Annotated in this window: 15 protein-coding genes; 9 read left to right on the top strand and 6 right to left on the bottom strand. The window is 72.5% G+C overall.

From position 1 onward, the window contains the following. Positions 1 to 34: 34 nt before the first annotated feature. Genes ABD262_RS00975 through paaA form a run of 6 tightly spaced genes read right to left on the bottom strand, consistent with a single transcriptional unit; the run spans position 35 to position 5324 of the window. Entirely contained in the window at positions 35 to 1213 is a 1179-nt protein-coding gene (locus ABD262_RS00975) for a thiolase family protein (RefSeq protein ID WP_344129805.1), read from the bottom strand. Between the two features lie 22 nt (positions 1214 to 1235). Then, the gene (paaE, locus tag ABD262_RS00980) at positions 1236 to 2426 is read right to left on the bottom strand and encodes a 1,2-phenylacetyl-CoA epoxidase subunit PaaE (RefSeq protein WP_425564785.1); all 1191 of its coding nucleotides are present in this window, start codon (positions 2424 to 2426) and stop codon (positions 1236 to 1238) included. Positions 2427 to 2429: 3 nt separating this feature from the next. After that, positions 2430 to 2999, bottom strand: coding sequence for a 1,2-phenylacetyl-CoA epoxidase subunit PaaD (paaD, locus tag ABD262_RS00985; RefSeq protein ID WP_344129808.1), 570 nt, complete (start codon positions 2997 to 2999; stop codon positions 2430 to 2432). Further along, on the bottom strand, positions 2996 to 4006 hold the full coding sequence (gene paaC / locus ABD262_RS00990) for a 1,2-phenylacetyl-CoA epoxidase subunit PaaC (RefSeq protein ID WP_344129811.1): 1011 nt from the start codon (positions 4004 to 4006) through the stop codon (positions 2996 to 2998). The genes paaD and paaC overlap by 4 nt, the downstream gene beginning before the upstream one ends. An 11-nt stretch (positions 4007 to 4017) precedes the next feature. Beyond that, positions 4018 to 4332 carry a 1,2-phenylacetyl-CoA epoxidase subunit PaaB gene (gene paaB, locus ABD262_RS00995; protein WP_344129814.1) on the bottom strand — a complete coding sequence of 105 codons (315 nt, stop codon included), beginning with the start codon at positions 4330 to 4332 and terminating at the stop codon, positions 4018 to 4020. After that, positions 4329 to 5324, bottom strand: coding sequence for a 1,2-phenylacetyl-CoA epoxidase subunit PaaA (gene paaA, locus ABD262_RS01000; RefSeq protein WP_344129817.1), 996 nt, complete (start codon positions 5322 to 5324; stop codon positions 4329 to 4331). The genes paaB and paaA overlap by 4 nt, the downstream gene beginning before the upstream one ends. A 308-nt stretch (positions 5325 to 5632) precedes the next feature. Between paaA and ABD262_RS01005 the strand changes: the two genes are divergently transcribed. The 9 genes from ABD262_RS01005 to ABD262_RS01045 all read left to right on the top strand — a co-directional run bounded on the left by ABD262_RS01005 (position 5633) and on the right by ABD262_RS01045 (position 19376). Further along, positions 5633 to 11158, top strand: coding sequence for an ATP-binding protein (locus tag ABD262_RS01005; RefSeq protein WP_344129820.1), 5526 nt, complete (start codon positions 5633 to 5635; stop codon positions 11156 to 11158). A gap of 76 nt (positions 11159 to 11234) precedes the next feature. Next, complete coding sequence (locus ABD262_RS01010; protein WP_344129822.1) at positions 11235 to 11507, top strand: hypothetical protein; 273 nt, start codon at positions 11235 to 11237, stop codon at positions 11505 to 11507. Between the two features lie 27 nt (positions 11508 to 11534). After that, on the top strand, positions 11535 to 12119 hold the full coding sequence (locus ABD262_RS01015; RefSeq protein WP_344129825.1) for a nucleotidyltransferase family protein: 585 nt from the start codon (positions 11535 to 11537) through the stop codon (positions 12117 to 12119). Positions 12120 to 12228: 109 nt separating this feature from the next. Then, entirely contained in the window at positions 12229 to 13119 is an 891-nt protein-coding gene (locus ABD262_RS01020) for an AAA family ATPase (RefSeq protein WP_344129828.1), read from the top strand. Then, positions 13116 to 14228 (top strand): vWA domain-containing protein, encoded by a 1113-nt coding sequence (locus ABD262_RS01025; RefSeq protein ID WP_344129831.1) that lies wholly within the window; start codon positions 13116 to 13118, stop codon positions 14226 to 14228. Before ABD262_RS01020 ends, ABD262_RS01025 begins: the two co-directional genes overlap by 4 nt. Continuing rightward, positions 14221 to 15417, top strand: coding sequence for an XdhC family protein (locus tag ABD262_RS01030; protein WP_344129833.1), 1197 nt, complete (start codon positions 14221 to 14223; stop codon positions 15415 to 15417). Before ABD262_RS01025 ends, ABD262_RS01030 begins: the two co-directional genes overlap by 8 nt. Before the next feature lie 121 nt (positions 15418 to 15538). Continuing rightward, positions 15539 to 16027, top strand: coding sequence for a (2Fe-2S)-binding protein (locus ABD262_RS01035; RefSeq protein WP_344129836.1), 489 nt, complete (start codon positions 15539 to 15541; stop codon positions 16025 to 16027). Further along, on the top strand, positions 16024 to 18525 hold the full coding sequence (locus tag ABD262_RS01040; protein ID WP_344129839.1) for a xanthine dehydrogenase family protein molybdopterin-binding subunit: 2502 nt from the start codon (positions 16024 to 16026) through the stop codon (positions 18523 to 18525). Before ABD262_RS01035 ends, ABD262_RS01040 begins: the two co-directional genes overlap by 4 nt. Beyond that, positions 18522 to 19376, top strand: a complete 855-nt coding sequence (locus ABD262_RS01045) for an FAD binding domain-containing protein (RefSeq protein WP_344129842.1) — start codon at positions 18522 to 18524, stop codon at positions 19374 to 19376. Before ABD262_RS01040 ends, ABD262_RS01045 begins: the two co-directional genes overlap by 4 nt. Positions 19377 to 19379: the final 3 nt, after the last annotated feature.

Consider the following 19379-nt stretch of genomic DNA (forward strand, 5'->3'; position numbering starts at 1 on the left):
CTGGATCAGGGCACAGGGCACAGGGCCCTCGAGGTCAGGGGCGCTCGAGGAGCAGCGCACTGCCCTGTCCGACGCCGACGCACATGGTGGCCAGGCCGCGCTGGGCCCCGGCCCGCTCGAGCCGGCCCAGCAGCGTGACGACGATCCGGGTGCCGGAGCACCCGAGCGGGTGACCCAGCGCGATCGCCCCGCCGTCGGCGTTGACGAGCTCGGGGTCCAGCCCGAGGTCGCGGATGCAGGCGATCGACTGGGAGGCGAACGCCTCGTTGAGCTCGACGGCGTCGAGGTCGTCGACGGTCCACCCGGCCCGGGCCAGGGCCTTGAGCGTCGCCGGCACCGGACCGATGCCCATGATCTCGGGGGCCACCCCGGCGCTGGCCGCCGACACGACCCGGGCCCGCGGCGTGAGTCCGTGCTCGTCGATGAACCGCTCGCTGGCCACCACGACGGCCGCCGCGCCGTCGTTGAGGGCGCTGGAGTTGCCGGCCGTGACCAGGCCGTCAGGTCCGTGCAGGGGGCGCAGGGCGGCCAGCCGTTCGAGGCTGGTGTCCGCGCGCGGCCCCTCGTCCACGGCGAACTCCCCGTCGCGCAGGGGCACGGCGACCGTCTCGGCCTCGAAGCGCCCGCTCTTGATCGCGTCGAGGGCGCGCTCGTGCGAGCGCAGCGCGAACGCGTCGAGCTCGTCGCGCGTCAGCTTCCATTGCTGCGCAACGCGTTCCGCGGTCTGCGGCATGGTCAGCGTGGTGTCCGCGTCGAAGCGTGGGTTGGCGAAGCGCCAGCCGATCGAGGTGTCGAACGTCGCTCCCGGTCGGGCAAACGCCTTGGTCGGCTTCTCGGTCACCCATGGCGCGCGCGTCATGGACTCGACGCCACCTGCGACCACGACGTCGGCATCGCCGGCCGCGATCATCTGTCGCGCGGTGGCGATGGCCGTGAGCCCGGAAGCGCACAGCCGGTTCACCGTGAAGCCCGGCACCGACCGGGGGAGGCCGGCGAGCAGCAGCGCCATCCGGGCGACGTTTCGGTTGTCCTCACCCGCCTGGTTGGCAGCTCCGAGCACCACCTCGTTGACCAGCTCCGGGTCGATGCCCGACCGCGCGACGACCTCGCGGACCACGAGGGCCGCGAGGTCGTCGGGGCGCACGGAGGCCAGCCCACCGGCATACCGGCCGATGGGGGTGCGGACGCCGTCGACGATGAAGGCCTCGGTCACGCTCTGCTCCTTGGTCGGGGGTTCAGGCGTCGAAGTCGACGGTGACGGCGTCGCTGACGGGGTAGGACTGGCAGGTGAGGACGAAGCCCTGCTCGACCTCGCCCTTCTCGAGCGCGTAGTTGCGACGCATGTCGACCTCGCCCTCGCGCACGAGTGCGCGGCAGGTGCCGCAGACCCCGCCCTTGCAGGCGAACGGCAGGTCGGTGCGGGTCGCCTGCGCCGCGTCGAGGATCGACTGGCCACGCGGCATGGGGGCGGTGGAGCTCGAGCCGTCGAGCACCACGGTCACGTCGCTGGTCTCGCCCTCGACCACGGCGTCGGCGCGGTGCAGCTCGGGGGGCGGCTCGTCGACGTAGAAGAGCTCGAAGTGGATCCGCTCCTCGGCGACCCCGACCTCCGCCAGCACCTCGCGGGCCGCACCGATCATCGCGAACGGCCCACACAGCCAGACGTCGTCGACATCCTGCACCGGCACCAGCAGGTCGAGCAGCCGGCGGAGCCTCGCAGCGTCGATCCGGCCGGAGAACAGCTCGACGTCGCGGGGCTCTCGGGACAGCACGTGGATCAGCTGCAGCCGCGCGCCGTGGCGGTTCTTCAGGTCGGCCAGCTCCTCGGCGAACATCACCGACCCGGTGGTGCGGTTGCCGTAGATGAGGGTCACCTCGGACTCGGGGTTGGCGAGCATCGTGGCGGCGATGGACAACATGGGCGTGATGCCCGAGCCGGCCGCGATGCACAGGTGCCGGCCAGCGGTCGTCGGATCGGCCCGGAAGCTGCCCGACGGCGTCTGCACCTCGATCTCGGTGCCGGGGGTGACCTCGTGCACGAGCCACTGCGAGAAGAGGCCGCCCGGGATCTCGCGCACGCCGATGCGGGGTCGCTCGCCGACGGCCGCGCAGATCGAGTAGGTGCGGCGGTGCTCCTGGCCGTCGATGCGTCGGCGGAGCGTCAGTGACTGCCCCGCGGCGAAGTCATATGCCGCGGCGAGCTCGGCGGGGACGTCGAAGCTCACCGCGACGGCGTCGTCGGTGAGCTTCTCGACCGAGTGGACGGTGAGGGTGTGGAAGACGGGGGCGGTGCGGGTCTTCCTCGGCAGCAGCAAGGAGCCGGTGGCGGGGGACGCCGCGGAGGACGCGGCAGAGGACGCGGGGGAGGACGCGGCGGAGGACGTGGCGGAGGACGTGGCGGAGGACGTGGAGGTGGAGGTGGTCACGACCTAGATCTCCTTCACGTGCTCGAACGGCTCGAGGCAGCTCGCGCAGCGATAGAGCGCCTTGCAGGCGGTCGGTCCGAACTCGGAGGTCAGCTCGACGGCGTCCGAGCCGCACCGGGGGCAGTGCAGCGCACGACGGGTGGGCAGCAGCGACAGGGCGACCGGCCCCGAGCGGGCCGGCACGCGACCCGGCGCCGACAGGCCGTGGTCGGCCAGCGCCCGGCGGCCGCGCTCGGTGATCCAGTCGCTCGACCAGGCGGGGGACAGGGCCACCCGGATGGTCGCGTCGGCGAAGCCGGCCTCGCCGAGCACGCGGACGAGGTCGTCACGCATGGTCGCCATCGCAGGGCACCCCGTGTAGGTCGGCGTGATCGCCACGGTCACGGCCCCGGTGTCCGACACCTCGACCGCGCGGAGCACGCCGAGGTCGTCGAGGGTCAGCATCGGCATCTCAGGGTCGGTGACGGACCGCGCCGCGGTCAGGGCGCGCTCGCGCAGGGCAGCCAGGTCACCGTGGCCGAGCGTCCGCGGTCGGGTCGTGGTCGTGGTCGTGGTCGTGGGGGCCACCGTCACCACCGACCCATCGGGTGGGCGCGGGCCACGACCTGCAGCTCGCCGAGGATCCGGCTCAGTGCCTCGGTGTGCATCCCGTCGCGACCTTGGCGACCCTGGACGGTGGCCATCGGCGCGACCGTGGGCTGCTCCACGCCGCTGAGGGCGAAGACCTGGGCGAGGACGACCGCGACCGCGTCGGCGACCGTCGCCGGGTCGACGCCGACGCCGGCCGCGGCGACGCGGGCCTCGACCTCGTGGGTCGCGAGCTGCTCGGCGTGCAGCGGCCACACCGTCGTCAGCGCCGCGTCGAGGCGACGTCGGGACTCCTGGGTGCCACGAGCCAGCGTGAGGAACCAGCGACCCGCGTAGTCGCGGTGGTAGGTCAGCTCCTTGACGCCCTTGGCAGCCACGGCGGCGAGCACGTGGTCGCGGCTGTCGACGAGCTGCTCGAAGACCGCGATGCGCGCGCTCGAGAAGAGCAGCAGCTTGACGATGGTCACCGCGAAGTCGCCGTTGTCGAGCTCGACCAGCCGCACGTTGCGGAAGTCCCGGTCGCTCCGGAAGAACGCGAGGGCGTCCTCGGGCGGCACCGGAGACCCCTCCGGAAGAGCCGGCACCAGTCCGGGGTCGGCCGCGGCAGCCCGGGCGAGCAGCAGCCGGGCCTGTCCCAACAGGTCGAGCGCGATGTTGGAGAGGGCGATGTCGTCCTCGAGGTCGGGGGCGCGGCTGGTCCACTCGGACAGCCGTTGCGAGGCCACGAGGGCGTCGTCGGCCAGCATCAGGCAGTAGGTGCCGAGGTCGCTCGCGTCGACCCCGTCGGGGATCGTCGTGTCGATCCCGGCCAGCGGGTCCTCGAAATCGGTGCCGAAGGCCCAGTGCGACGGGTCGCCGCCGAGCAGCCCGTCGTAGACGGAACCGTGGGCGTCGTTGGGGTCGGGGGCAGGGTGCGACGCCTGGTGGGCGACGTCGTCGGCCACCGACTGGATCGCGTCCAGCTCGTCGGGTCGCTCTGTGGGGTCTGGCATGGGTCGGCAGCTCACATGTGGGGGACGTTGTCGGGGATCTCGTAGAACGTGGGGTGCCGGTAGACCTTGTCGCCGCTGGGGGCGAAGAGCGGGTCCTTCTCGTCGGGACTGGACGCGGCGATGTCCTTCGACTGCACCACCCAGATGCTCACGCCCTCGTTGCGGCGGGTGTAGACGTCGCGCGCGTGCCGTAGGGCCATCTCGTCGTCGGCTGCGTGCAGCGAGCCGACGTGCACGTGGTTCAGCCCGCGCTTGCCACGGACGAAGACCTCGTACAGCGGCCACTCGGCGCGCACCCGCTGGTCGGGAGACGGTGCGTCGGTCATGCGGTGCCTTCCTGGGACTCGAGGGCGGCGCCCTTCAGCGACTCCTGCTGCGCGGCATACGCGGTCGCGGCCTCGCGCACCCACGCGCCGTCCTCGTGTGCCGCGCGCCGGTGGGCGATGCGCTGGGTGTTGCACGGGCCGTTGCCCTTGACGACCTGCATGAACTCGTCCCAGTCGGGCTGGCCGAAGTCGTACGCCTGGCGTTCCTCGTTCCACCGCAGGTCGGGGTCGGGGAAGGTGACGCCGAGCGCCTCGGCCTGCGGCACGGACATGTCGACGAACCGCTGGCGCAGGTCGTCGTTGGTGTTGCGCTTGATGCCCCACGCCATCGACTGTGCCGAGTTGGGCGACTCGTCGTCGGGCGGCCCGAACATCATCAGCGCCGGCCACCAGAACCGGTTGACCGACTCCTGCACCATGGCGCGCTGCTCGTCGGTGCCCCGCATCATCGTCATGAGCAGCTCGTAGCCCTGCCGCTGGTGGAAGGACTCCTCCTTGCAGATGCGGATCATCGCGCGGCCGTAGGGCCCGAACGAGGTGCGGCAGAGCGGCACCTGGTTGCAGATCGCCGCGCCGTCGACGAGCCAGCCGATGGTGCCGACATCGGCGTACGACAGGGTCGGGTAGTTGAAGATCGAGGAGTACTTCTGGCGGCCCTCGATGAGCATCTCGGTGAGCTGGCCCCGGCTCACGCCGAGGGTCTCGCACGCGGAGTAGAGGTAGAGCCCGTGTCCGGCTTCGTCCTGGACCTTGGCCAGCAGGATCGCCTTGCGGCGCAGGGACGGGGCGCGGCCGATCCAGTTGCCCTCGGGCTGCATGCCGATGATCTCGGAGTGCGCGTGCTGGGCGACCTGGCGGACCAGGGTCTTGCGGTAGCCGTCGGGCATCCAGTCGCGGGGTTCGATCCGGTCGTTGCGGGCGATGGTGGCCTCGAACCGGGCCAGCAGGTCGCCCTCGTCGGTCCCGGACGGGGCCGTGGTGGTGTCCGTCATGCAACCCTCCGCGGTGGGATTAACTGACCGAACGGTCTGTAATAGTCTCGCAGGTGCCGTCAGGTGTTGGCAAGCACGCCTGTGGCACCCACGGTATGCCGCATCGGCGCCACCCGCCTCGTAGCCCGAGCCGGCGCCCCGGGCCACCGGGCCGCACGACCGCCGCCGAACACGGCGCGGGTGCGGCGCGGGTGCGGCACGGCTGGCCGGAAGTGGGAGACGCGGCGCCGCATTACTCGCGAGTCACCCGTGATCGGTGGCAGGCTCGGCAGCGTTCCGCTGTCCGCCGTCGCTGGGAGGCCCACCCGATGTTCTCGCGCATCGCCATCGTCAACCGCGGCGAGGCCGCCATGCGGCTCATCCACGCGGTGCGCGACCTCAACGCGCAGGCGGGGGCCGACGGGCACCACATCGAGACCATCGCGCTGCACACCGAGGGCGAGAAGCGGGCCATGTTCGTGCGCGAGGCCGACCACGCCTACAACCTCGGACCGGCGGCCAACCGCCCCTACCTCGACTACGCCGTGCTGGAGAAGGCCCTGCGCGAGACCGGGGCCGACGCGGCCTGGGTCGGCTGGGGCTTCGTCGCCGAGGACCCGGGCTTCGCCGAGGTGTGCGCCCGGATCGGGGTCACCTTCATCGGCCCGAGCCCTGAGGCCATGCGCAAGCTGGGCGACAAGATCGGGTCGAAGATCATCGCGGAGGAGGTCGGGGTCCCCGTGGCCCCGTGGAGCGGCGGGGGCGTCGACAGCCTCGAGGACGCCAAGGCGGCGGCGGCCCGCATCGGCTACCCGCTGATGCTGAAGGCAACTGCCGGCGGTGGCGGGCGCGGCATCCGGATGGTCGCCAGCGACGCCGACCTCACCGACGCCTACGAGCGCACCCGTGACGAGGCACAGCGGGCGTTCGGCTCCGGCGTGGTCTTCCTCGAGCGGCTCGTGACCGGCGCCCGGCACGTCGAGGTGCAGGTCATCGCCGACGGCCAGGGCACCGCCTGGGCGATCGGCGTGCGCGACTGCTCCGTCCAGCGCCGCAACCAGAAGGTCATCGAGGAGTCCGCCTCGCCCGTCCTCGCGCCGGATCAGGTCGCCGAGGTCAAGGCCAGTGCCGAGCGGCTCGCCGTCGCGGTCGGGTATGCGGGTGCCGGCACCGTGGAGTTCCTCTACCACCCCGGGGAGAAGTTCTTCGCCTTCCTCGAGGTCAACACCCGCCTGCAGGTGGAGCACCCCATCACCGAGGTCACGACCGACACCGACCTGGTCAAGCTGCAGATCCACGTGGCCTCCGGCGGCCGCCTCGAGGGCGACCGCCCGACGGAGGAGGGGCACGCCGTCGAGGCCCGGCTCAACGCCGAGGACCCCGACCGCGACTTCGCGCCGTCTCCGGGCCGGATCAGCCTCCTCAACCTGCCGTCGGGCCCCGGGATCCGGGTCGACACCGGCGTGGGCGAGGGCGACTCGATCCCCGCCGACTTCGACTCGATGATCGCCAAGATCATCGCCGTCGGGCGCGACCGCGACGAGGCCCTGGCCCGGCTGCGGCGCGCGATGGGCGAGACGACCGTCGTCATCGAGGGCGGTGCCACCAACAAGAGCTTCATCCTCGACCTGCTCGACCAGCCCGAGGTGATCGACGGCAGCGCCGACACCGGGTGGATCGACCGGGTCCGCGCCGAGGGTCGACTGGTGTCGCACCGTCACTCGGGGGTCGCGCTCGTCGCCGCCGGCATCGAGGGCTACGAGGACGAGGAGGCGCTCGAGCGCACCCGGCTGCTGGAGACCTCGCGAGGCGGCCGGCCCCAGGTGCAGCACCGCACCGGCCGCGCCATCGACCTCAAGCTCCGCGGCACGGCATACAAGGTCACGGTGTGGCGGATCGGACCGCACCGGTTCCGGGTGGCGATCGCCGCCGGGGCGACCGAGCAGACCGTCGACGCCGACCTCGACCGCCTCGACGAGCACGCGAGCCGGATCACCATCGCCGGGCGCACGCACCGCCTCATCACCGCGACCCACGGCCCGATCCAGCTGGTCGAGGTCGACGGGGTCACCCACCGCGTGAGCCGTGACGAGGGTGGCGTGCTGCGTTCTCCCGCACCGGCTCTCGTCGTCGCGACCCCGGTCGCGCTCGGGGCGGAGGTGGCTGCGGGTGCGCCGGTCCTCGTGCTCGAGTCGATGAAGATGGAGACCGTCCTGCCGGCGCCCTTCGCCGGGCGCGTCAAGGAGCTGCTGGTCTCCGCGGGCAGCCAGGTCGAGACCGGCACGCCGCTGGTGCGGCTCGAGCCCGTGGGTGACGGCGACGAGGCCGCAGGCGACGGCGCCACCGACGAGCCGATCGACCTCGACCTGCCCGAGGACGCACGGTCGGGTGACGGCGCCGCCGCCACCGCCGACCACGCCCGCGACGCGCTCGCGGCCATGCTGCTCGGCTACGACCTCGACCAGCGGGATGAGGGCAGCACCCTCACGAGCTACCTGTCCGCCCGCGACGAGCTGACCGCCCAGGGCCACTCGCAGATCCGCGCCGAGGTGGACGTCCTCGAGGTGTTCGCCGACCTCGCCGAGCTGAGCCGCAACCGTCCGGCCGGCGAGGAGGCGCACGTCGAGCACCGGGTGCACAGCCCCCGCGAGCACTTCCACACCTACCTGCAGAGCCTCGACCCCGACCGTGGGGCGCTGCCGGAGCAGTTCCGCAGCAAGCTGGCCAACGTCCTGCGCCACTACGGCCTCGACAGCCTCGACCGCACCGCCGAGCTCGAGCAGGCGGTGTTCCGGGTCTTCCTGTCCCAGCAGCGCTCCGCCCCCGACGTCGCGCTGGCCACCTCGCTGCTGCAGCGCTGGATGGTCGAGCCGTGCCCCGAGCCGCCGCTCGACGCGGCCGCCCGCGAGGTGCTCGACCGCCTCGTGGTCGCGACCCAGCTGCGCTTCCCCGTCGTCGGCGACCTCGCGCGGAGCGTGCGGTTCCGGTGGTTCGACCAGCCGCTGGTCGACGCCGACCGCGCGAGCGTGCTGGGTGGCGTGAGCGACGAGCTCACCGCCCTGGAGGGTATGCCGGGTGGCGAGGAGCGGGCGCGCCGTATCGACGCCCTGGCCGCCATCCCCGAGCAGATCGTGCAGTTCCTGGCCGAGCGACTCGAAGCCGGTGTGCCCCAGCGTGAGCCGATGCTCGCGGTCCTCATCAAGCGGCACTACCGCGAGCACGACCTCACCGGCCTGCGCGAGCTCGCGGTCGGCGACCGTCCGTTCGCCGTGGCCGACTACACGCTCGACGGGCGCCCGACGCACCTCGTGACGAGCGTCGGCAGGGTCGACGAGCTCGCCCCCGGCGGCGAGCTCGAGAAGGCCGTGTCGGCCCAGCTCGACGAGGCGGCCGAGGGCCTGGAAGGGGTCGTCGACCTCTACCTGTCCTGGCCCGACGAGCCCGCATCGCCCGAGGACGCCTCCGCCCGGCTGGGCGAGCTCCTCGCCGCCCTGCCGTTCGCGCACCGGCTCCGCCGCGTCGCGATCGCGGTCTGCCCGGGCGGCGGGCGCCCGGTGGCCTACTTCACCTTCCGTCCCGACGGGGCCGGCGCCATGGTGGAGGACCGGCTCGTGCGCGGGGTGCACCCCATGGTCGGGCGGCGGCTCAACCTCTGGCGGCTGCGCGACTTCGACGTCACCCGCCTCGACGCCCCCGAGGACGTGCTGCTGTACCTCTGCACCGCGCCCGGCAACGAAGCCGACCAGCGCCTCGTGGCCCTGGCGCAGGTGCGCCAGCTCGTCGTGGTCCGCGACGACCGCGGCCGGGTCACCGCCCTGCCCCACGCGGAGCGGGCCATCGCCAACTGCCTCGAGGCGATCCGCCGGGCCCGCGCGGCGCGCGGGGCCGCGGGCGCCGGGCTCGACATGAACCACGTCTGGGTGCACATCTGGCCCCCGATCGAGGCCGACCTCGACCAGCTGACGTCACTGCAGGCCAAGATCGCGCCGCTCACGGCCGGCGCGGGCATCGAGGAGGTCCTGGTGCAGGGCCGGATCGCCACGGCGGACGGTGCCATCGCACCCCTGGCCGCCCGGTTCCACTTCCAGCCCGGCTCGGGAGTCGTGACCTCGGTGCAGGAACCGCCCACCACGCGGCTCAAGCCCCTCGACGACTACGCGCAGAAGGTCGTCCGCGCGCGGCGTCGCGGTGTCGTCTACCCGTACGAGCTGCAGGCCATGATCGCCGGGCCGGGTGGCACGGCCACCGAGTACGACCTCGACGACACCGGCGCGCTCGCGCCGGTCGACCGTCCCTACGGCCTCAACAAGGCGGGGATCATCGCCGGGCTCATCACGACGCCCACCGAGCGCTACCCCGAGGGCATGACCCGGGTGCTGTTGTGTGGCGACCCGCTCAAGGCCCTCGGTGCCGTGGCCGAGGCGGAGTGCACGCGGATCATCGCCGCCCTCGACCTCGCCGAGCAGATGCAGGTGCCGGTCGAGTGGTTCGCGTTGTCCGCCGGTGCGCGGATCTCGATGGACTCGGGCACCGAGAACATGGACTGGGTCGCGAAGGCCCTCAAGCGGATCATCGAGTTCACCCAGTCCGGCGGCGAGATCAACATCGTGGTCGCGGGGATCAACGTCGGCGCCCAGCCCTACTGGAACGCCGAGGCGACGATGCTCATGCACACCAAGGGAATCCTCGTCATGACCCCGGACAGCGCGATGGTGCTGACCGGCAAGCAGTCACTGGACTTCTCGGGTGGGGTCTCCGCCGAGGACAACTTCGGGATCGGTGGCTACGACCGCGTGATGGGCCCGAACGGGCAGGCGCAGTACTGGGCGCCCGACCTCGCTGGCGCGCGTGACGTGCTGATGGCGCACTACGAGCACACCTACGTCCACCCCGGCGAGCCGGGCCCGCGCCGCGCGAAGACGACGGACGCCGTGGACCGCGACGTCACGGCATACCCCCACGTCATCCCCGACTCGACGTTCACCACCGTGGGCGACATCTTCTCCACGGCCACGAACCCCGACCGCAAGAAGGCGTTCGACATCCGGATCCTGATGGCGGCACTCGCCGACCAGGACCACCCCACCCTCGAGCGCTGGGCCGGCATGGCCGACGCGGAGACCGCGGTGGTCCAGGACGCCCACCTCGGCGGCATCCCGGTCTGCCTCCTCGGCATCGAGTCGAAGACGGTCGCGCGCCGCGGGTTCCCGCCCACCGACGGACCCGACACCTACACGGCCGGCACCCTCTTCCCGCGGTCGTCGAAGAAGGCCGCCCGGGCGATCAACGCCGCCAGCGGCAACCGTCCCCTCGTGGTGCTCGCCAACCTCTCCGGCTTCGATGGGTCGCCGGAGTCGATGCGCAGCCTGCAGCTCGAGTACGGCGCGGAGATCGGCAGGGCCATCGTCAACTTCGAGGGCCCGATCGTCTTCTGCGTGGTCAGCCGCTACCACGGTGGTGCGTTCGTGGTGTTCTCCAAGGCGCTCAACCCCGAGATGACGGTGCTCGCCGTCGAGGGGTCGTTCGCGTCGGTGATCGGTGGCGCCCCGGCCGCCGCGGTGGTCTTCTCCCGCGACGTCGACGCCCGCACCGCTGCCGACCCGAGGGTCAAGGACGCCGAGTCCCGGCTGGGTGCGGCGACCGGCGCCGAGCGGGCGCGCATCGCGACCGAGCTGGCCGACCTGCGCACGGCGGTGCGCAGCGAGAAGCTCGGGGAGGTCGCCTCGGAGTTCGACGGGGTCCACAGCATCCACCGGGCCGTCAGCGTCGGGTCAGTCGACGCCGTGATCGACCCGCACGAGCTCCGGCCGAGGATCATCGCGGCCATCGAGGCAGGGCTGGCCCGGCGGTCCTGACCGGGCCGGTGCATGCTCCGGGGCGCTGTGGGTAGGAGTGGGGGCGACCACCCTTCTCCCACCCACCGGAGGAACCATGAGTGAGCAGGACCGTGACCTCGCCTCGATGGACGACGCCGACGTCGACCGGCACCAGGTCGTCCAGTCGGTGATCCAGGAGGTCATCGACGCCCTTGCCCTCGACGGGGAGGGCCGCGACCCGGCCGACCTGCGAGCCGACCTGACCGCGGGCCTCGCCGCGAGGGGGATCGGTGAGCAGCCGCCGCGCTGGGTCGAGACCGTCGCCGAGCGGCTCAGCCACGGGCACCGCTACGTGGAGGACGCGCACCGGGCCGAGCCGCCGCGCTGACCCGACCCGCCGTGGCAGGCTGGCCGGGTGAAACCCGCCGGGCTGCTCCTCGCTGCCGGGGGAGGTCGTCGGATGGGCACCCCCAAGGCCCTCGTCGACCACCCCGCCGGCGGTTCGTTCGTCGAGCGCGGGGTGCGGGTCCTGCGTGACGGGGGGTGCTCGCCCGTGATCGTCGTGGTCGGCGCCGAGGTGGCACGGGCGAGGGCCCTGGCGATCGAGGCGGGCGCCGACCTCGTCGTGGAGGCCCCGGACTGGGAGCAGGGGCAGAGCGCCTCACTCCGAGCCGGCCTCTCGACCCTCCAGGACGTCGAGGCCGACGTCGCGTGCATCCTGCTCGTCGACCTCCCCGACGTGGGTGCGGCCGTCCTCCAGCGCGTCCTGGCCGCCGAGGCCGCCGCGGCCGGCGAGGGGCGCGGAGGGCTCGCGCGGGCGGCATACGCAGGTGTGCCGGGTCACCCCGTCGTGATCGGGCGGGACCACTGGCCGGAAGTCCTCGAGGTCGCGAGCGGCGACACGGGTGCCCGCGACTACCTCGCCACCCACCGGCACCTGCTGGTGGAGTGCGGCGACCTCGCCACCGGTCGCGACGTCGACACCCCCGCAGACCTCTGACCGCGGACCCTCTGACCGCGAGCCTCTGACCGCGGGCCTGCGGCAGCTCCGCAGGGGACCGAGAATCTTGCCCCTTCAATTACACGCTCCGATGAGTGATGCTGTGGACATGGAGCCACGCGAGGCGTTCTCGTCCGCGGGGGCACTGACGCAGGGGCTTGCCGACACGGGTTACCTGGCCGACGACGCCCTCGCCACGGTGGCCTGGCTCGCGCTCCGGCTCGAGCGGCCGCTGTTGCTCGAGGGGGAGCCCGGCACCGGCAAGACCGCGCTCGCCGAGGCCATCGCCGCGGCCCTCGACCTGCCGCTCATCCGGCTCCAGTGCTACGAAGGCATCGATGCCACGCAGGCGCTCTACGACTGGGACTTCCCGCGCCAGATCCTGCACCTGCGCGCGGTCGAGGCGGTGTCGCCCGACGGTCAGGACCTCGCGGCGGTCGAGGACCAGCTCTTCGACCAGCGCTTCCTGCTCGCCCGCCCGGTGCTGCGGGCGCTGCGGGAGTCGCCAGTGGTCCTGCTCGTCGACGAGATCGACCGCGCCGACGACGAGTTCGAGGCGTTCCTGCTCGAGGTGCTCTCGACCTGGCAGGTGACCATCCCCGAGCTGGGCACCGTGACGGCGGCCACGCCCCCGATCGTGGTGCTCACCTCCAACCGCACCCGCGAGCTCCACGACGCGCTCAAGCGCCGCTGCCTCTACCACTGGATCGACCACCCCAGCCTGGAGCGCGAGCTGCAGATCGTCCGCTCGCGGGCGCCGCAGGTCTCGGAGTCCCTTGCGGCACAGGTCGTCTCGGCGGTGCAGCACCTGCGCAACGAGCACGACCTCATCAAGCCGCCGGGTGTCGCCGAGACGCTCGACTGGGCCCGCGCGCTCACCGAGCTCGGAGCCTCCGAGCTCGACCTCGACACGGCGGCCGCGAGCCTGGGCGTGGCGGTCAAGTACCGCGAGGACGCGGAACGCGTGCGAGCCGCCCTCGACCGGATCCTGGCGCGATGACCGCCGCGCCGGCGCACGCCGCGGACGAGGTCCTCCTGGGTTTCGCACGCGCCCTGCGGGCCGCCGGCGTCAACGTCACGGCCGACCGCGAGCGGACCTACCTCGAGGCGGTCGAGGCCGTGGGTGCCGACGACCAGTCGGCGGCCTACTGGGCCGGCCGCGCGACGCTGTGCGCCTCCCCGGCCGACCTCGAGCGCTACGACCAGGTGTATGCCGCGTGGTTCGGCCTCGAACGCGCGGGCACCCGACGGCGCCGCGACTCGACCCACACGGTGGCGCAGGCCTCGCTCGACACGGGCAGCGGCAGCACCGACGGCCAGGAGTCGCCGGAGGACGAGGTGCGCGCCCAGGCGAGCGCGGTCGAGGTGCTGCGGCACCGCGACGTCGCCACGCTCAGCAGCGCCGAGCGGGCTCGGCTCGCGGCGATGTTCGCGGCGCTCCGCCCGCGGGCCCCACGCCGGCCGGCGCATCGCCTGACGCCTGCCCGCCGTGGTGTCGTGGACGCGCGCAAGACGCTCCGGGAGCAGCTGCGCCGGATGGGTGAGCCCGGCCCGATCGCCTGGCGCCACAAGGGGACCCGGGCGCGTCGGGTGGTCCTGTTGGTCGACGTCTCGGGGTCGATGAGTGCCTACGCCGACGCCCTGCTTCGGCTGGCCCACACCTACGCCGCCACCGGGCTGCCGGTCGAGGTCTTCACCCTCGGCACCCGGCTGACCCACGTGACCAGGCCCCTGCGGCAGCGCGACCCCGAGCGGGCCCTGGTCGCGTGTGGCGAGAGCGTGCCCGACTGGTCGGGGGGCACCCGGCTGGCCGAGGGGATCCGCGCGTTCCTCGACAGGTGGGGCCGGCGCGGGATGGCGCGGGGTGCCGTCGTGGTGGTCTTCAGCGACGGCTGGGAACGCGGCGCGCCGGAGGCGCTGGGGGAGCAGATGCGGCGCCTGAAGGCGCTGGCCCACCGGGTCGTGTGGGTCAACCCGCACCGCGGCAAGCCCGGCTACCTGCCCGTGCAGCAGGGCATCGTGGCGGCCCTGCCGCACGTCGACGACTTCGTGGCGGGTCACTCGATGGCCGCCTTCGAGGAGCTGGTGGAGGTGGTCGGCCGTGCGTGAGGTGCTGCCCGAGCTGCTGCGCTGGTGGCGCGCCGGCGCCACGGTGGGCGTGGGCACGGTGGTGGCCACCTGGCGCTCGGCGCCCAGACCTGCGGGTGCGGCGATGCTGGTCGGCCCCGGCGGAGAGGCGGTCGGCTCCGTGAGCGGCGGTTGCGTCGAGGGTGCCGTCTACGAGCTCGCCCAGTCGGTCGTGTCGGACGGCGTCCCGGTCCTGCAGCGCTACGGCGTCAGTGACGACGACGCGTATGCCGTGGGGCTGACCTGTGGGGGCATCCTCGACGTCTTCGTCGAGCCGGTGAGCCGGCAGACGTTTCCCGAGCTGGAGGAGGTGGCGCAGGACATCGAGGCGGGCCGTCCGGTCGCCGTGGCCACCGTCATCGAGCACCCCGACCCGTCCTGGCTGGGGCGCCGGCTGGTCGTGCGACCCGAGCAGGACAGCGGCGCCGGTGCGTCGGCGGGCTCGCTGGGCTCGCGCCGGGCTGACGACGCCGTCACCGACGACGCCCGCGGCCTGCTCGCGTCGGGGCGCACCGAGACGCTGACCTACGGGCCGGACGGGGAGCGCCGTGGCGAGGGCCTGCGGGTCTTCGTCTCCTCGTTCGCCCCCAAGCCCCGGATGCTGGTCTTCGGCGCGATCGACTTCGCCGCGGCGGTGGCTCACCAGGGGCACTTCCTCGGCTTCCACGTGACCGTCTGCGACGCGCGACCCGTCTTCGCCACCAGCTCGCGCTTCCCCTCGGCCGACGAGGTCGTCGTGACCTGGCCGCACCGCTACCTCGAGGCCGAGCGCGACGCGGGGCGCATCGACTCGCGCACCGTGATCTGCGTGCTCACCCACGACCCCAAGTTCGACGTGCCGGTCCTGGAGGTGGCCCTGCGGTTGCCCGAGGTGGCCTACGTCGGCGCGATGGGCTCGCGTCGCACCCACGACGACCGGATGGCGCGGCTGCGCGAGGCCGGTCTCACCGAGGCCGAGCTGGCCCGCCTGTCGAGCCCGGTGGGGCTGGACCTCGGCGCCCGCACCCCCGAGGAGACCGCCGTGAGCATCGCGGCGGAGATCATCGCCCTGCAGTGGGGTGGCCGGGGCGAGCGCCTGGGCCACCGCGACGGCCCGATCCACCACCACGCACCCGGGCTCGTGACCGCGACCCCAGCCCCCGAGGAGGCCACCGCAAACCATCCGGATTGACCGTTGTCCCCGCCCTGCGGACAGAGCAGGATCCGAAGGGCCGGACCGGGTGGGGGCGGCCGGCCAGCTTGTCCAGCACGCACCGTAGCCAGCAAGCACTGTGTCACAGAGAGGTGATCGAATGACCCGCATCAGCGTCACGGTCGACGGCGTCGACTACACCGACGAGGTGGAGCCGCGCACGCTCCTCGTCCACTACCTGAGAGAGCAGCTGGGCAAGACCGGGACCGTCGTCGGGTGCGACACGAGCAACTGTGGGGCGTGCACGGTGCACCTCGACGGTCGCAGCGTGAAGTCCTGCAACGTGCTGGCGGTGCAGGCGGACGGGCACGACGTGACCACGATCGAGGGTGTGGCGAAGGACGGCGCGCTGCACCCCGTGCAGCAGGCCTTCCACGACTGCCACGCGCTGCAGTGCGGCTACTGCACGCCGGGGATGATCATGCAGGCCATCGACGTCCTCAACGACAACCCGCACCCGAGCGAGCAGGAGATCCGCGACGGGCTCGAGGGCAACCTCTGTCGCTGCACCGGCTACCACAACATCGTCAAGGCCGTGCAGCAGGCGGCCGGGGCCGGCGCCGGCGCGTCGGAAGGAGCTGGGTCATGACCGCCGTCGAGGACCGCCCGAAGACCGAGATCGGCGCGGCGCGCAAGCGCAAGGAGGACCAGCGCCTCATCACCGGCCGGACCAAGTGGACCGACAACCTCCAGCTCACGGGGATGCAGCACCTGGCCATGGTCCGGAGCCCCTTCGCGCACGCCCGGATCACCGCCATCGACACCGCGGCGGCCAAGCAGGCGCCCGGGGTGGTCGCCGTCCTGACCGGCGCCGACATCAAGGACACCCAAGGGGTCGTCGCCAACGCGTGGCCGATCACCACCGACCAGAAGGCGGCTGCCCACCTGCCGGTCGCCGTCGACCGCGTCGCCTGCGCGGGGGAGATCGTCGCCCTCGTGGTGGCTCGCACCGCAGCGCAGGCTCGCGACGCCGCCGAGCTCGTGGAGGTCGACTACGACGAGCTCCCGGCCGTCCTCGACGCCAAGGAGGCGGTGCAGGACACCGTGCTGGCCCATCCCGACCTGGGGACCAACAAGTCAGCCCTGTGGCGGCTCGACTCCGGCGAGCAGGGCAGCGGGGGCGACGTCGACGAGGAGATCGCCAAGGCCCGTGCGGACGGCATCGTGATCGAGCGCGAGTACCGCCAGCAGCGGCTCATCCCGGCCTTCATGGAGCCCCGCTCGACCGTCGTCGACCCGACGGGGGAGCAGATCACGGTGTGGACGTCCACCCAGGTTCCCCACATCCTGCGCTTCCTCATCGCCGCCACGACCGGCATACCGGAGTCGAAGGTCAGGGTCATCGCCCCTGACGTCGGTGGTGGTTTCGGCGGCAAGCTGCAGACCACGGCCGAGGAGTTCGCGACCCTGGCCGCCGCGCGTCACGTGGGCAAGCCGGTGAAGTACACCGAGACGCGCTCGGAGTCGCTGGTCTCGGGCCACCACGGGCGCGACCAGTACCAGACGCTGACCCTGGCCGCGACCAAGGACGGCACGGTGACCGCCCTCAAGGTCGACCTCGTCGCGAACCTGGGTGCCTACGTCGGACTGGTCGGGGGAGGTGTGCCGGTCCTCGGGGCCTGGATGTACAACGCCATCTACAAGTTCCGCGCCTACCGGTTCACGGTCCAGACCGTCCTGACCAACACCACCTGGGTGGACGCCTACCGCGGCGCCGGCCGCCCGGAGGCGACCTACGCGATCGAACGGCTCATGGACGAGCTGGCGCAGGAGGTCGGCGTCGACCCGCTCGAGATCCGGGAGAAGAACTGGATCACGCACGAGGAGTTCCCGTTCGCCTCGGTCGCGGGCATGACCTACGACTCGGGCAACTACGAGGTGGCCACGGCCCGCGCCAAGGAGCTGTTCGACTACGACGGTCTGCGCCGGGAGCAGCAGGAGCGCCGGGCCAGCAAGGACCCGGTCCAGCTGGGGATCGGGGTCTCCACCTTCACGGAGATGTGCGGCCTGGCGCCCTCGCGCGTCCTGGGCAGCCTCAACTACGGGGCCGGCGGGTGGGAGCACGCCTCGATCCGGATGCTGCCCACCGGCAAGGTCGAGGTGATCACCGGCACGTCGCCCCACGGCCAGGGTCACGAGACAGCCTGGAGCCAGATCGCCGCCGACCGGCTGGGCGTCCCCTTCGAGGACATCGAGGTGCTCCACGGCGACACGCAGATATCGCCGCGTGGCCTGGACACCTACGGCTCGCGCTCGCTCGTGGTCGGGGGCGAGGCCGTCGTGCGGGCCGCCGACAAGGTCGTCGAGAAGGCCAAGGTCGTCGCCGCGCACCTCCTCGAGGCCAGCATCGACGACGTGGAGTTCGCGCACGGGCGGTTCACCGTGCGGGGCACCGACAACGGGATCGGCATCACCGAGATCGCCACGGCGCAGTTCACCTCGCACAACCTCCCCGACGGGTTCGAGCCGGGCATCGACGCCGACGCCACCTTCGACCCCGACGACTTCTCCTTCCCGCATGGGACCCACCTGTGCGCCATGGAGGTCGACACCGAGACCGGCCAGGTGACGATGCGCAAGTACGTCTGCGTCGACGACGTCGGCCAGATCATCAACCCCCTGATCGTCGAGGGGCAGGTGCACGGAGGCATCGTGCAGGGCATCGCGCAGGCCTTGTGGGAAGAGGCCGTCTTCGACGACCAGGGCACCCTCGTCTCCGGCTCGTTCGTCGACTACACGCTGCCGACCACCGCCGACACGATCAGCTTCGTCACCGAGACCACCACGTCGCCGTCCACGACCAACACCCTCGGGACCAAGGGTGTCGGCGAGGCGGGCGCGATCGCCTCGACGCCGGCCGTCGTCAACGCCGTGGTGGATGCCCTGCGCCCGCTGGGCATCAACGACATCCAGATGCCGTGCACGCCGGAGCGGGTCTGGAAGGCCATCCAGTCGGCCGGCGCCAACCAGGCCGACGCCACCACCGCCGACGCCCAGCCACACTTCGACGCCGGCGCCCCCAACCAGGACGACCCGGGCGACCTCCCTGGACAGACATCCACCACGACAGACGGAGCAGGCCAGTGATCCCCGCATCGTTCGACTACGTCGCCCCCACGTCGGTCGCCGACGCCCTCGCGGCGCTGGCCGAGGCCGGTGACGACGCCAAGGTGCTCGCCGGTGGCCAGAGCCTGTTGCCCATCCTCCGGATGCGGCTCAACGCGCCGGAGAAGGTGGTCGACCTCGGCCGGATCGACGAGCTCAAGGGTGTGTCCGAGGACGGCGACCACGTGGTGATCGGTGCGATGACCACGTATGCCGACGTGCTGGCGAGCGACCTCGTGCGCCAGCACGCGGGGCTGCTCACCGATGCGATCACCGAGGTGGCGGACCCGCAGATCAGGCACCGGGGCACGGTCGGTGGCGCGCTCGTGCACGCCGACCCGGCCGGTGACGTGGGTGCCCCGGCGCTCGCGCTCGACACCGAGTTCGTCATCGCCGGGAGCGGCGGGGAGCGGACCGTCGCGGCCGCCGACTTCTTCCGGGACCTGTTCGAGACGGCGGTGGGGGAGGGCGAGCTGCTCACCGCCATCCGCATCCCGAAGCACACCGGCTGGGGCCACCGCTACGAGAAGTTCGTGCGGGTCTCCCACCAGTGGTCGATCGTCGCCGTCGCGGCGACCGTCCGCGTCGACGGCGGCACGATCGCCGAGGCGAGGGTCGGGCTGACGAACATGGGGTCGACGCCACTGCGGGCCACCGCCGTGGAGCAGGCGCTCGTGGGCAGGGCCGCCACCGACGAGGCGGTGCGGGAGGCCTGTGCCGCGGCCGCGGACGGCACCAACCCGCCGTCCGACCTCAACGGCGACAGCGACTACCGCAAGCACCTCGCCACCGTCCTGGCCCGACGGGCCGTCCTGGCCGCGGCAGGAGCGTGAGCC

Origin of the sequence: Pedococcus bigeumensis, assembly GCF_039531795.1 — a bacterium.
Taxonomy (GTDB): Bacteria; Actinomycetota; Actinomycetes; order Actinomycetales; family Dermatophilaceae; genus Pedococcus; species Pedococcus bigeumensis.

What these genes read in the sequence shown, in the direction of transcription:
- paaA (WP_344129817.1), bottom strand. Translation starts at nt 5,324, where the DNA reads ATGACGGACACCACCACGGCCCCGTCCGGGACCGACGAGGGCGACCTG.
- paaC (WP_344129811.1), bottom strand. Translation starts at nt 4,006, where the DNA reads ATGCCAGACCCCACAGAGCGACCCGACGAGCTGGACGCGATCCAGTCG.
- ABD262_RS01010 (WP_344129822.1), top strand. Translation starts at nt 11,235, where the DNA reads ATGAGTGAGCAGGACCGTGACCTCGCCTCGATGGACGACGCCGACGTC.
- ABD262_RS01040 (WP_344129839.1), top strand. Translation starts at nt 16,024, where the DNA reads ATGACCGCCGTCGAGGACCGCCCGAAGACCGAGATCGGCGCGGCGCGC.
- ABD262_RS01005 (WP_344129820.1), top strand. Translation starts at nt 5,633, where the DNA reads ATGTTCTCGCGCATCGCCATCGTCAACCGCGGCGAGGCCGCCATGCGG.
- paaB (WP_344129814.1), bottom strand. Translation starts at nt 4,332, where the DNA reads ATGACCGACGCACCGTCTCCCGACCAGCGGGTGCGCGCCGAGTGGCCG.
- ABD262_RS01020 (WP_344129828.1), top strand. Translation starts at nt 12,229, where the DNA reads ATGGAGCCACGCGAGGCGTTCTCGTCCGCGGGGGCACTGACGCAGGGG.
- ABD262_RS01025 (WP_344129831.1), top strand. Translation starts at nt 13,116, where the DNA reads ATGACCGCCGCGCCGGCGCACGCCGCGGACGAGGTCCTCCTGGGTTTC.
- ABD262_RS01035 (WP_344129836.1), top strand. Translation starts at nt 15,539, where the DNA reads ATGACCCGCATCAGCGTCACGGTCGACGGCGTCGACTACACCGACGAG.